General features: G+C 42.5%; 14 protein-coding genes. 4 read left to right on the forward strand and 10 right to left on the reverse strand.

Going from position 1 to position 12552, the window contains the following annotated elements; translation table 11 throughout:
• Nucleotides 1-42 precede the first annotated feature (42 nt).
• The 7 genes from ABEQ24_RS02795 to yutH all read right to left on the reverse strand — a co-directional run bounded on the left by ABEQ24_RS02795 (nucleotide 43) and on the right by yutH (nucleotide 7925).
• Nucleotides 43-2031 carry a S9 family peptidase gene (locus ABEQ24_RS02795; protein WP_430005365.1) on the reverse strand — a complete coding sequence of 663 codons (1989 nt, stop codon included), beginning with the start codon at nucleotides 2029-2031 and terminating at the stop codon, nucleotides 43-45.
• Between the two features lie 136 nt (nucleotides 2032-2167).
• The gene (thrB, locus tag ABEQ24_RS02800) at nucleotides 2168-3103 is read right to left on the reverse strand and encodes a homoserine kinase (protein ID WP_430005411.1); all 936 of its coding nucleotides are present in this window, start codon (nucleotides 3101-3103) and stop codon (nucleotides 2168-2170) included.
• On the reverse strand, nucleotides 3100-4158 hold the full coding sequence (thrC, locus tag ABEQ24_RS02805; RefSeq protein ID WP_430005412.1) for a threonine synthase: 1059 nt from the start codon (nucleotides 4156-4158) through the stop codon (nucleotides 3100-3102). The genes thrB and thrC overlap by 4 nt, the downstream gene beginning before the upstream one ends.
• Complete coding sequence (locus tag ABEQ24_RS02810) at nucleotides 4158-5456, reverse strand: homoserine dehydrogenase (protein ID WP_430005366.1); 1299 nt, start codon at nucleotides 5454-5456, stop codon at nucleotides 4158-4160. Before ABEQ24_RS02810 ends, thrC begins: the two co-directional genes overlap by 1 nt.
• Nucleotides 5457-5675: 219 nt before the next feature.
• Nucleotides 5676-5849, reverse strand: coding sequence for a hypothetical protein (locus ABEQ24_RS02815; protein WP_430005367.1), 174 nt, complete (start codon nucleotides 5847-5849; stop codon nucleotides 5676-5678).
• 51 nt (nucleotides 5850-5900) lie between these two features.
• Nucleotides 5901-6866, reverse strand: a complete 966-nt coding sequence (locus ABEQ24_RS02820; protein ID WP_430005368.1) for a 2-hydroxyacid dehydrogenase — start codon at nucleotides 6864-6866, stop codon at nucleotides 5901-5903.
• A 63-nt stretch (nucleotides 6867-6929) separates the two neighbouring features.
• Complete coding sequence (yutH, locus tag ABEQ24_RS02825; RefSeq protein ID WP_430005369.1) at nucleotides 6930-7925, reverse strand: spore coat putative kinase YutH; 996 nt, start codon at nucleotides 7923-7925, stop codon at nucleotides 6930-6932.
• A gap of 171 nt (nucleotides 7926-8096) precedes the next feature.
• On the opposite strand from yutH, the gene ABEQ24_RS02830 reads away from it, so the two are divergent.
• Nucleotides 8097-8597: a phosphatidylglycerophosphatase A family protein gene (locus tag ABEQ24_RS02830; protein ID WP_430005370.1), complete on the forward strand. Its 501-nt coding sequence runs from the start codon at nucleotides 8097-8099 to the stop codon at nucleotides 8595-8597.
• A gap of 610 nt (nucleotides 8598-9207) precedes the next feature.
• Here ABEQ24_RS02830 and ABEQ24_RS02835 read toward each other — a convergent pair.
• Together ABEQ24_RS02835 and ABEQ24_RS02840 are read right to left on the reverse strand one after the other, a co-directional pair.
• Complete coding sequence (locus ABEQ24_RS02835) at nucleotides 9208-9978, reverse strand: TIGR01457 family HAD-type hydrolase (protein WP_430005371.1); 771 nt, start codon at nucleotides 9976-9978, stop codon at nucleotides 9208-9210.
• Nucleotides 9979-10060: 82 nt separating this feature from the next.
• Nucleotides 10061-10498, reverse strand: coding sequence for a DUF86 domain-containing protein (locus ABEQ24_RS02840; RefSeq protein ID WP_430005372.1), 438 nt, complete (start codon nucleotides 10496-10498; stop codon nucleotides 10061-10063).
• A 145-nt stretch (nucleotides 10499-10643) separates the two neighbouring features.
• On the opposite strand from ABEQ24_RS02840, the gene ABEQ24_RS02845 reads away from it, so the two are divergent.
• On the forward strand, nucleotides 10644-10910 hold the full coding sequence (locus tag ABEQ24_RS02845) for a DUF3055 domain-containing protein (RefSeq protein WP_070877938.1): 267 nt from the start codon (nucleotides 10644-10646) through the stop codon (nucleotides 10908-10910).
• A 203-nt stretch (nucleotides 10911-11113) separates the two neighbouring features.
• Complete coding sequence (locus ABEQ24_RS02850; protein WP_430005373.1) at nucleotides 11114-11401, forward strand: cytosolic protein; 288 nt, start codon at nucleotides 11114-11116, stop codon at nucleotides 11399-11401.
• A gap of 24 nt (nucleotides 11402-11425) precedes the next feature.
• Here ABEQ24_RS02850 and ABEQ24_RS02855 read toward each other — a convergent pair whose 3' ends face one another.
• On the reverse strand, nucleotides 11426-11701 hold the full coding sequence (locus tag ABEQ24_RS02855; RefSeq protein ID WP_070877943.1) for a YutD family protein: 276 nt from the start codon (nucleotides 11699-11701) through the stop codon (nucleotides 11426-11428).
• Between the two features lie 113 nt (nucleotides 11702-11814).
• Here ABEQ24_RS02855 and ABEQ24_RS02860 point away from each other — a divergent pair, with 113 nt between their 5' ends.
• Nucleotides 11815-12444, forward strand: a complete 630-nt coding sequence (locus ABEQ24_RS02860; protein ID WP_430005374.1) for a YhcN/YlaJ family sporulation lipoprotein — start codon at nucleotides 11815-11817, stop codon at nucleotides 12442-12444.
• Nucleotides 12445-12552: the final 108 nt, after the last annotated feature.

Consider the following 12552-nt stretch of genomic DNA (forward strand, 5'->3'; position numbering starts at 1 on the left):
AAATGAAAAGATGGTGAGCCCGCTCACCATCTTTTTTTGTGCTTATAGATACTCGTCGAACCATCCTTTGATATGATTCAGCCTGTCAATCCGAAGCTTAGGATGCCCGCTTCTGGATAATTCATGGTTTGCTTCTGGAAAGCGCACAAATTTTGTTTCTTTTTTCAGGCGCTTTAATGCGATATAAAGCTGCTCAGCCTGCTCCACAGGACAGCGATAGTCTTTTTCACTATGAAGGATCAAAAGAGGCGTTTCTACGTTTGTGACATATTTTAACGGCGAATGGTGCCAGAGTTTATCAAAATCATTGATCAGATCTCCGCCGATTTCCCACTCTGTAAAGTAGTAGCCGATATCACTCACTCCGTAGAAGCTGATCCAGTTGCTGATTGAACGCTGCGTGACAGCAGCTTTAAACCTGTTTGTATGACCTACAATCCAGTTCGTCATAAAACCGCCATAGCTGCCTCCTGTTACACCTAGCCGATCTTTATCAATATAATCATAGGTTTCAAGTGCATAATCGACTGCACTCATTAAATCGGTATAGTCGCTTCCGCCATAATCACCGCGAACCTGATCTACAAAATGCTGTCCATATCCATGGCTTCCGCGGGGATTTGTATAAAGGACGGCTTTCCCGCTTGAAGCAAGCATTTGAAACTCATGGAAATAGGTATTGGCATACATGGCGTGGGGTCCGCCGTGAATTTCAAGAACGAGGGGGTATTTCTCGCCATCCTTAAATCCAGCCGGCTTCATGATCCAGCCATGCAGCTCAAGTCCGTCTTCCGCCTTCCACTTTATTGCCTCAGGAACAGCAAGTTCGATTTTTTGCAAGAATTCTTCATTCACATTTGTAAGCTGGCGATTTTCTCCTGTACTAAAATCAAAGAAATACAAATCACTTGGATGATCGGGACGGCTGATGCCAAGAACTGCGGTATGACTGCCAGTATGAACCGATAATCCGTAGACATGCTCCTGTTCAAACCTTACCGGAAGGGTTTGTCCTTCAAGTGAGCCATAATAGACACCCGTATTGCCCTGATCGGTTAAAATAAAATAAAATCCCTGGCTGTCCTCTGTCCAAATAAGGCCAGGATACACACTGCCTGAGATAAAATCGGCTACAACGGCATCACTGATGTGAACGTCCCAATCAGCTGAATAGCAAGTCAACTCTTCCGATTTCATGCCGTACAGCCAAATTTTCGAGAAAGTTGCACTTTGGAATTCTTTTTCATGACCCAGAAAAGATAAATAGCTTCCATCCGGCGACCATGATAGATTGCCAAAGTATCCGCTGCTGTTTGTCAGCTGCTGCTGCTCGTTCGTTTCTAAAGATAGAATAAAAACGTCTGATATTAACGTTTGATCGGGATCATCCGTCATATTCGAAGTAAACCCAATCGATTTCCCGTCCGGGGACCAGGCTCCGTCATTATAATCAAACTCCCTTGAGCCGATCAGCTCAAGCTCCCCTGTATTTACATCTATAATGGCAAGCTGCCTTTTACGGTTCTTTACAAAACCTGCTGCATCAGACTTATACCTCATATCTTCCACGACAAGCGGCTCCGGCTGCTTTTTCTCATCCTTATCCTCTTTGTCTAATTTGTCTGATGGCGCTAAAGAAATGGCTGCAAGGATTTTCGTCCCATCCGGACTCCAGGCAGGCTGAGAGACAGATAAATGTTCTTTTGTGAGGGCTTTAGCCTCGCCGCCTGCTGCGGACATGAGGAAAAGCTGATTTTTCCCATTGCGGTCTGATAGAAATGCCAGACTGCTTCCATCAGGAGACCATCTAGGGGAGGTGTTTTTACCTTCACCGTATGTCCATTGACTGGAAGTATTCTTTTCCAAATTGATTAAAAATAGATTCGATATGTATTGATGTTTTTCTTCATGAATGGATGTTTGAACGTAAACGGCTTTTGTGCCGCACGGTGAAACATGAGGATCATTGACGGATTTCAGCTTGTATAAGTCTTCGGCTGTCATCCCTCTTTTTTGCTTAATACTTTCCATTTTGATCAACACCAAACTTTCCCTGTGATTTTTTCCAGCATTCTATTTATTTCGACAAGCTAAATAAATTTCCTCCTAAAGCAGATGAAAATAGATCATGATCCCAAAACAAAAAGCATCCTCAAATGAGAATGCTCTATCCAATCGAATCCCGAACTTGTCCAGTGCTGGCTTCATAATAAACATTTGATCCCTCTAAGACTGGTGAAAGCTCATCAACTTCACATTTAGGAAATTGAGCTTTTAGCAGTTTAGCGAGTGTTTTCCCTTTCCCTTTAGCCGTAAATGCCAGGACAGTCGGCCCCGCACCGCTGAGTGCTGCGCCGTATGCACCTGCATCCACAGCCGCTTCCTGTACTTTTAAAAGCTCCTTAATCAAAGTTCCGCGGTAAGGCTGGTGAAATAAATCCTTTTTCATCATTTTTCCTGCAAGACGCCAGTTATTTGAAAGAACAGCTGCTACTAAAACATTGCTGACTGCACTTGCTTCTACTGCCCCGGTGTATTCCAAGTATCCGGGAAGCACGTCCCGGGCATCTTTAGTATACAGCTTGTATGGCGGGACAACCGCCACTAGATCAATGTCTACCTCATGAGCAGCCACCAATTCTGTTTCTTGCTCCTGATGGAGTCCCACAACTAATCCTCCGTATAAGGATGCTCCTGCATTATCCGGATGACCTTCAATAATACTGGCCAAATGCAGCTTTTCTTTCATGCTTAACTGCAAGCCGCATAATTCATTTGCAAGCTCCACACCGGCCACGATAGCAGCAGCACTGCTTCCAAGCCCCCTTGCCATCGGAATACCGCTCCAAACTTCAACTGAACAGGCGGGCAGTGCAGATTCATAAGAAGATGCCACTCTTTTCGCCACTTGATAAATGAGGTTTTCTTCATCTCTTGGAATATCGAGCATTTCCTCATTTAACGGAATAAATGACCATTTTGCAGCAGGAATGACGCTCAGTTCCAGATAACGATTAACAGCAAGACCGACGGAATCAAAGCCAGGTCCCAGGTTTGCCGTACTTCCGGGAACTTTTATCTTTAACATGTCGCCTTCTTTCACCATGCACCAACTCCTTTAAGCTGCTCCATAACGGCAAGTTCATCGTTTGGAAGCACGATTGGTTTAATTTCTGAGAGATCAACAGCCACGTTTGGATCTTTTAATCCATTTCCTGTTAAGACAGCAACTGCTTTAGCTCCCTTTTTATAAACGCCTTTCTTCGCACTCTTTATTAACCCTGCAATGGAAGCGCATGAAGCAGGTTCTGCAAAAATGCCTTCAGTCTTAGCCAAAAGCTGATAAGCCTCAATAATTTCCGCGTCTGTTACTTCATCAATAAATCCGCCTGATTGCTCAGCTGCATTGACCGCTTTGTCCCAGCTTGCCGGGTTGCCGATCCGAATGGCAGTCGCAATTGTTTCAGGGTTTTCAATCACTTGATTGCGCACAATCGCAGCAGCTCCTTCTGCTTCAAAGCCTTGCATTTGCGGGAGGCCGGTCTGATGAATGCTGTCATATTCCAAAAAGCCCTTCCAATAAGCAGAAATGTTGCCAGCATTGCCTACAGGGATTGCCAGAATATCAGGAGCTGCACCCAATGCGTCGCACAGCTCAAATGCAGCTGTTTTCTGCCCTTCAAGGCGGTAAGGGTTCACAGAGTTTACAAGAGTAATAGGAAGCTTCTCAGACATACTGCGGACCATTGTCAGCGCCTGATCAAAATTTCCCTTGATCGCAATGATTTCTGCTCCGTACATCACTGCCTGGGCAAGTTTTCCAAACGCAATTTTCCCGTCAGGAATGACAATAATGCATCGCATTTTCGCTCTGGCTGCATATGCGGCTGCTGCAGCGGATGTATTTCCAGTTGATGCACAGATTACTGTATCACTGCCTTCTTCTTTCGCTTTTGCAACAGCCATCACCATGCCCCTGTCTTTAAAAGAACCCGTTGGATTGGCGCCTTCTGTTTTCGCATATAGCTCAAGTCCAAGCTTCTCTGACAGTGTCGGAAGAAAAACGAGAGGGGTATTCCCCTCGTTCAGCGTAAGTAAAGGTGTTTGATCATTTACTGGCAAGTAATTCCGGTATTTATTTAAGAGACCTTTCCACATCATGAGTAACCGTTCCCTTCTACGCGATATGAGCTTTTTATGCCATGAACGACTTCGAAATCAAGCAGGTTTGCCAAAATCTCATCAAAGTCTTTGTTTGATGCCTGATGGGTAACAATCACAATTTCTGCCAGATTGCTGTTTTTAAGCGGAAGCTGCAGAATTTTCTCAAAGCTGACACCGCGTTCTGAGAATAAAGATGTGATTGTTGAAAACGCTCCGACTTGGTCTTTTACATGAATGCGGAGGAAATGCTGAGCATAGATTTCATCGCTCTGCTTCAATGCTTTTTCAAATTGAGGAAGTACAGCACTTCGTCCATTTACCCCAAGTCTCATATTTTTCATGACGCCTACTAAATCAGATACGACAGCTGTAGCAGTCGGCAAGCTTCCCGCGCCGGGACCGTAGAACATCGTCTCTCCTACAGCCTCCCCGTACACATAAACAGCGTTATATTCGTTATTAACCGATGCCAATGGATGATAATCAGGCAGCAGGGTCGGCTGTACACTTACTTCGACTTTATTGTGGTTGCGGTTGGCGATGCCGATCAGCTTCATTGTATATCCAAGTCTTTTGCTGTAGCTGATGTCCTCATCTGTTACTTCACTGATGCCTTTCACACTTACATCCTCTAAATCTACGTGCATTGAAAAGCCAAGACGGGCGAGAATTGCCATTTTACGGGCAGCATCCAGTCCTTCTACGTCAGCAGTAGGGTCTGATTCTGCGTACCCAAGATCCTGGGCCTCTTTCAGAACTTCTTCATATGGACTTCCATGTTTGCTCATTTTTGTTAAGATGAAATTTGTTGTCCCGTTCACAATTCCCATCATTTTGTTAATCCGGTCTGAAGCAAGTCCATCTACTAAACTTCTTAAAATCGGAATTCCCCCGGCAACACTTGCTTCATAGAATAAGTCACACCCATTTTCTGTTGCCGCATCTAATAGCTCTGTGCCATATACGGCCATTAGATCTTTATTTGCAGTGACTACATGTTTTTTCGCCTTAAGAGCCTGAAGAATATATTCCTTTGTATGCAGAACACCGCCCATTACTTCAATAATGACATCTATTTCAGGATCATGAATCACTTCATCAGCATTTCTTGTAAGAAGCTCTTTACCGAATTCAACCTGTCTTTTTTTATCAACATCCTGTACGAGGACCTTTTTCACTTTAACGGGACAGCCTACCTGGTGCATCAATTTATCCTGGTGATCGTTAATAATTTTCACTACACCGCTTCCGACTGTTCCCAGTCCCAATAAACCAACTTGAATTGCTTTCATGAATTTATCCACTCCCTTGATGTCCTTCTAAGAAATACATTTGTTTATGTATGATAGACATTTTCTATTATTGTCATTATAAACAGTGTGCTATTGCTAATCAATAGAGAATTTTCAGTATTTTGCATGTAATCGCTTTCTTTGGTGATTATACTAGGTTTATATTTTTTGGAAAATATAAAATAAAAAGGCGCGCGGGGCAATCGCACGCCTTTTTATTTATTCCCGGTCAAGCTGTATATCATTTTCGCTTTCAACGGTTACATCAAAATGACCTTTTCGTTCAAGCTTTTCTTTCTCAAGCATGGCTTCTTCCTCGGTTGGAAAGATAGGTCCGTCAAAGACCCTCTCCATCGTTTCTCTGTCCGTATATTGCACTAAAAAACTGTTCATCATCAAACCTCCCGTTTTAGATGACTATACCCTGATCTTTGCAGAAGTAATCTAAGTTAAGGGGGTGACTGGAGGTTTCCCTGATAAAACCGACAGGATGTTCTGAACACAGCAATCGATCATGCCGTATCGTGTTTCAGCCGTTGCACTGCCTATATGAGGGAGAGCTACTGCATTTGGCAGCTTTAACAGCGGGTGATCGGCGCTGATTGGTTCTTTCTCAAACACATCAAGCCCCGCTCCAGCAATTTCACCTGTTTCAAGTGCTTTTATCAAATCATTCTCCACAACTGTGCCGCCCCGTGAAGAATTAATAAAAAGAGCTGTAGATTTCATTTTTCTGAAGCTTTCAGCATTGAACATATGCTTCGTTTCATTCGTAAGCGGCGTCATGCAGACGACAAAATCCGACTGGGAGAGCAGTTCATCAAAACTTGTATAAGCCGCATCCAGGTTATTTTCAGCATCGTGATCTCTTGACCGATTATGGTAGAGGATTTTCATATCGAACCCTTTGGCGCGTTTTGCAACAGCCTGCCCTATTTTCCCCATGCCAACGATGCCGATTGTTTTATGATGAACATCTGCACCCGCAAGCAAAAGCGGGCTCCAGCTTGTCCATTTACCGTCCTTTACATAGTCTGCTGCTTCAATGACCCGCCTGGCTGCAGCAAGGATAAGGGCAAATGTGAGGTCTGCCGTTGTATCCGTTAAGACATCAGGCGTATTCGTAATGATGACCTTTTTTTCCTTGGCATATGGAAGATTAATATTGTCGTATCCAACGGCAAGGTTTGCAATCACTTTTACGTTCTCTGCTTTATTAAGAAGCTCCTCATCAACTTGATCAGAGAGCATCGTTAAAAGCGCATCTGCTTCTTTAGCTTTTTCAAGCAGCAGACCGCGGGGACATGGAACATCTTCCTTATCCCACATTTCCACTTCACCCAGTTCCTTAAGCGCTTTCAATCTTTCTTCAGGACATTTTCTTGTTATGAATATTTTTGGCGTTTTCATCCTCTCACCCTTTTTCATTTTCTTTTATCTTATCACATAAGGTGTGAGAGGAATGAACCGGACTCAAAGCCAATGTATAGCAGGCAAATAGATTTTTTTCGTCCGCATGGACAGTAATTGCGCATAGGATTTCAGGAATCCCTCATACTTGGAGGAATTCTTCAGCATTTCTGTAAGCTTCGCTTCATAATAGGGTTTATCCGTTTCAGATGATAAATAATAATCTTCAATGCATTCAAAATAATGAATCGGCAGCAGCAGTCGGCTGTAAATTAGTCTCCATGAAAAAGAAGAGAGCGGTGTTGTCCTGTCATAATCCTCTAAAAGTAAAAATCCGTCCTGACGCAGCGTATCAGGCTGATCAAAAAATTGGTTTCTTAAATATTCGGCAATATCCCTGCTGCAATGATCAAACACCCAATCTGTGGGGATTTTTACAAGTCCCGATGATCTCCAAGTATCCGAATAGAATCTGTGATGGCAGACTGTTGCTGAATCAATAGGCTGAGGCTCATCATCAAGTTCTGTGTCCACTAAGTATTGAATGGCATTTTCGGCAAGGCCCATATAATATGGAAAAGATTCAGCGAACATTTTTTCAAACGAATCAAGCGGCTGTGAACTGACTTTTCCGCGCCAAAACCCTTCAAGCTGATCTGTCCGCTTTTCCCACAGCACCTTCCATTGGCCGATTCTGCTTATTTTTGTAATCTGATAAGGATAGCTTCTTGCTTTTTGGTGAAACCGTGCAAGCTCTCTCCCTACCTGATACACACGCTCGCTTTGAACATATGAGGTTTTCAATATTCCATATTTCCTTTTTTCCCATTCTATATATAAATTCCCTTGCTTTGTTAACAAAAAAACCGCCACAAACGGGTCTCCGCGTTCAAGCAGAAATTGGCTCATATTATACAGTTCATAAAGCTCTTCATCGTCTATATGTGACAGCGGGACAATCAAGTAGACGTGCTGATGATATGAGAAAGCATCATAATTTCCTACTCTGAATGTCTCTGCCACTCTAAGTCCATATTGTTCCCGTATCAATTTTTCCACGAGTTTTTCCCCCATATATAGAAAAAAGTCCTTACCCTATCCTAATCGGAAGTTAACTCATTTATGTATATTTTGAATCGTAAGTTAAACACTTTTTAATGATTGACATTTTCATTACACATTCAGAAGACCGTTTGCGTAAAATAGTAAAAAGAAGATTGGGTGAAATGGATGAAAGAAAAAGAGAAGATGGACATTGTTGAAAAAACCGCAAGACAATGGATACAGGACCGCGGAGTAAAATTAGAAGATATCGCAGAACTCGTATACTTTCTGCAAGTCAAATATCATCCTTCATTAACGATCGATCAATGTTTGGAGAATATAGACCGGGTACTATCAAAAAGAGAAGTGCAAAACGCCGTATTAACCGGCATACAATTAGATATTCTGGCAGAGAAAAAAATGCTTGAGGAACCCCTTCAAGCCATCATTGAAAGTGATGAAAGCCTGTATGGGGTAGATGAAATCATCGCACTGTCCATCGTCAACATCTATGGATCAATCGGTTTTACCAACTACGGCTACATCGACAAAGAAAAACCCGGAATACTTAAATTCCTGAACGACAAATCAACCGGAATGGTCCACACCTATCTCGATGATATCATCGGAGCCATTGCTGCTGCAGCATCAAGCAGGCTGGCGCATCGCGCTAAAAATACGGAATAACACAGAAAAGCGGAATCGCCCGTTTAGCGCAGGCAGACAGATAAGGTTCCGGCTGAAAAGGCGCTTTTTGCCTTTACAGACGGAGCCGTTCTGGCCGAGGAGCTGGGCGATGGAGCTGGACAACACGAAATCGGAGCCGACTGGTCAAGCCGAGGAGTCATTACCGAATTGATGGGGTTTTCAATTTAATTGATGGGGTTTTCAATATAATTGGAGGGGTTTCCGATTTAATTCATGGGGTTTCACAATTAATTGGCGGAGCCATTCTCGCTGAGGGGCTGGGCGATGGAGCTGGACAACACGAAATCGGAGCCGACTGGTCAAGCCGAGGAGTCATTACCGAATTGATGGGGTTTTCAATTTAATTGATGGGGTATTCAATTTAATTGGAGGGGTTTCCGATTTAATTCATGGGGTTTCACAATTAATTGGCGGAGCCATTCTCGCTGAGGGGCTGGGCGATGGAGGTGGACAACACAAAATCGAGCCGACTAGTCAGACTTAGGCAGACAAAAAAAAATCCGAACTGAAACGAAATTCAAGCTGGAATTTCACATAACAGTTCGGATTTTACTTTGGCTGAAAACCTTTTGTCCCAGCCTCCGCTTCTTTATATCTTGTCAAACCACTCTTCTAATGAATCAACCGTATATGTCGGCTTTTCATCATAATTAAGCAAATGCTCGCGAAGAGTAACTCCAGTATGGACAAGCAAAGTATCCAAACCTGTATTCATGCCGGCTTTAATATCGGTGTCATAGTTATCCCCGACCATTAATGTATCCTCTGGATCTGTACCCAATACTTTTAAAGCCTGTTCCATAATGATGCTTTCCGGCTTGCCGATAAAAATTGGCTGGACCGCAGTTGATACGGCAATCACCGCTGTTAATGAACCGTTTCCCGGCAGCAACCCCCGTTCAGTAGGGATGGCAATATCCCCATTCGTTGAAATAAATGTTGCCCCATTGCGGACAGCGATACAGCCCAAAGCTAACTTTTCATAGTTAATGTCTCTGTCTATTCCCGTTACGACAAAATCAGGATTTTCATCAACAAGCTTAAATCCCCGTTCAATCAATGCCTGCTGGATGCCTTCTTCACCAATCACATAAACAGCTGCATCAGATTTTTTTTCATAAATGAAGTTTGCCGTTGCCTGGCTTGTAGTAAATACTTTATCCTCGTTCGCTGGGATGTCAAATAAATTCAATTTTTCCGCTACTTGCTCAGGAGTTCTTGATGAATTATTTGTCACAAATAAATACGGTATTTCTTTTTTTATTAATAATTTAACGAAATCGCTTGCTTCTTCAATACGTTCTTTGCCGCGATACATCGTTCCATCAAGGTCAATTAAATAGCCTTTGTACTTTTTCATCTATCTCACTCCTTGCTTTATGTAAAAAAATGAGACGCCTTCTTAAAAAGAAAGCGTCCATTCATTATAATACGTTTATTCTTTAATGTCTAAAAGCGGAAACCGGCCCAAGTTCATTTTCCAGATAAGCCCTTACGCGGGAAGGAAAACCGCGAAGCACGTCTGACTGTTTTTGCAGGCTTGCTGTAAGAGCAGTGTGATCAATGGACAGATACTCCTGAACGAGCTGTTTGCGGTAACCGATTACCTCTTTCAGTCCGTCTGCTTCATCCTGATCAACCACTTTTTCATCAAGCATAATATCGATAATATCCTCATAGCTCCCAGGGTCTCTCATAATAAATCCGTCAATAATGGCATTTCCGGTATCCAATATCGCTTCAATCATCATTTGCGCCAGACGTTCAAGCGCTTTCACTTCTATGTCTGTTTTCCATTCAGTGTGCTCACCAAATAAAGTTAAGTTCTTTTCAAAATAAACCAAGGTTTCTTCAATTTTCTCACGATCTACAAAATACATCTTTTGACAACTCCCAACATTCATACTCAATACTTGTATTTTATCACAATTTCAATGATATCAATATTTCCCTGCAGCTGGTTTCGGTAAAGAGGAACGTTTGCTATGATAGAGGAAAATGATATGGAATAAAGGGGAAATGATGATGTCTGAACGATTTTATTTATATGATGATACTGTCGAAACAAAAACACGCTTTGTCAGCTTTATGGGAGAAAACAGCCGCTTTGATCTAGCGATTGTTAAATCTGACCGCTATTATGGCAAACACCTTGTTTTGAATTTATTGAGCAGCCGTTTTGCCATTATCGGGGAAGATGACCTGAATGAACCGGGATATATTGAGCATGCCTTCAGTCTTGAGGAAGATGAAGCAAATGAGCTGAGAGAATTTTTGTATGAAATGGTGTAAGGATAATAAATAGTCATCGGTCGTACACTAAAAAAAAAAGCGGAATCGCCCGTTTAGCTCCGACAGACGGATCCGTTCTGGCCGAGGAGCCTGAGCGATGGAGCTGGACACCAAGAAAAGTGCCAAGGAGTGGGGCGATTCCGCTTGCCATCAATTCACTAAACTTTATACTTTCTTATCTCTCGAAAAAAGCAGGTGTGACAATGGATGATAAAGAAAAACGGGAGTACACGGATTTTTCAAATGTTGAAGATATGAGAAATCTGGTGCTGCCTGAAATTTTCCCTGAGGGGCCATACGGTGCGCCTCGCGGCAAGGATGAGCCTGTGGAAAACAAGAGTTCAGATTGGAAAGAAGGCATGCGTTATTACAGTGCTTTTAACTATGAATTCAAATCTCTGCATCAGAATTTGCCAAGGCAGTACCCAGGAGCACATCCTCCCCACGACGATCCTGAGAAAAACGAAGAATCTCCTTATACGTCAAAATAATAAGCCGCGGATCTCTTCCGCGGCTTATTTCTTTATTCTTTTTAAAACAAAATGGGCACAGCCGAAGTTGCAGTACTCAAATATGTACTCATCAAGTGTGCTGATTTTTGTGTCATAGGAAGCTTTTTGATTTTGATCGTCAAAAAAGCCCTTAAGTCTAAGCTGATTATAACCCCAGTCACCGACAATGTAATCATATTTATTCAGTATTTCTGAGTAACGCGCTTTAAAGGCCTCTTCATTAAAGCCATTTTTTTCGTCCTTAATGAGCTCAAAGCTATGATTTTGGACTGTTATCACTACTATCACCTCGCATGAAAGCTGTCTAAATACTATCATAATCGATTTCCCCATCAATTGCTAAGAAAGATTGTGTTTGTTTTGGTCAACCTAAGGTTACGGAGGTGTTTGCGATGAAGAAAATCGCGTTAACGGCATCCTTAATAGGTATGATCATCATGACCGGATGCCAGAATACTGCAAGTGAAAATGAATTATTTGAGGAAAACGGCAATACCGTAAATGTAAAAAACGAAAATGGCATTAAAAACGGAAAAGACACTAACTCCGGTTTTGGCTATGTTCGTCATGTAAAAAACAATTTAGCTCAGGAAAATGATTACGACAAGGTGCCTCAAGTTGATTACGAAAAGACGGCTAATGCCATTTCCAGCTTAATCGTTCAGCTCCCGAATATACAGGATGTGGCTACACTTGTTACCGATGAAGAAGTTCTGATCGCTTATCAGTCGGATACGAAAAATCGAAATGAAACAGCGGATCAAGTGAAAAAAACGGCGATTTCCGTCGTTCCCAGATACTACCACGTTTACCTGTCCGATGATCCCCAGATGATTAAACAAGTTGAAGGATACTCCGGCCTTGATCCAGAAAGCAGAGATATTGATCAAATTATCAATAACACAATAAAAGAAATGCTGAAATCACCTCAAGGCCGCAAACTGAACAAAGGTGAAAACGCAAATGGAGAAGGATACGGCGAAACAAACGAAAACCTTGACGAGGACATGAAGGATAAATAAAAAGCTTCTTCAGACACTGAAGGAGAAACGGGAGGTATTTTCATTTTTTGGAGAGGTTATCCGCGGCATTCCTGCTTCATTACCCTCCAATACCACTATAAAAAAGTA

This window comes from Metabacillus idriensis (genome assembly GCF_050483325.1).
In the GTDB taxonomy this organism is placed as follows: Bacteria; Bacillota; Bacilli; order Bacillales; family Bacillaceae; genus Bacillus_P; species Bacillus_P idriensis_A.